At 58.5% G+C, this 436-nt stretch carries 1 protein-coding gene; it reads left to right on the top strand.

What is annotated here, in order from left to right; translation table 11 throughout:
• On the top strand, window positions 1-436 hold a 436-nt coding region (locus EGI20_RS19060; RefSeq protein WP_498633275.1), incomplete at both ends, for a BMP family ABC transporter substrate-binding protein.

Raw genomic sequence — 436 nt, 5'->3', positions numbered from 1 at the left:
CTCGTTCGGTTATATGAACCAGACGCAAAAAGTGGCGCAGGCCTTCCCCAATGTGAAGTTTGCCCACGCCACCGGTTACAAGACAGCCAAAAACGTCGCCATCTACAACCCCAAGACCTATGAAGGCGCTTACATGCTGGGCGTGATCGCCGGCGGCATGACCAAGAGCGACACCCTGGGCTTTGTCGGCTCCTTCCCGATTCCGGAAGTGATCCGCAACATCAATGCCTACACTCTGGGCGCACAAAGCGTGAACCCCAAGATCAAGACCAAGGTGGTGTGGGTGACTAGCTGGTATGACCCGGCCAAAGAGCGTCAGGCCGCCGAAACCCTGATCGCGCAGGGTGCCGATGTACTGGCTCAGAACACCGACTCGCCGGCCGTGGTGCAGACCGCACAGGAAAAGGGCAAGTACGCGATGGGCTGGGATACCGAT

It is taken from the genome of Aquitalea sp. S1-19 (assembly GCF_024343515.1).
The sequence above is the reverse complement of the archived record's forward strand: the minus strand, read 5'-3'. Positions and strand labels throughout refer to the sequence as shown.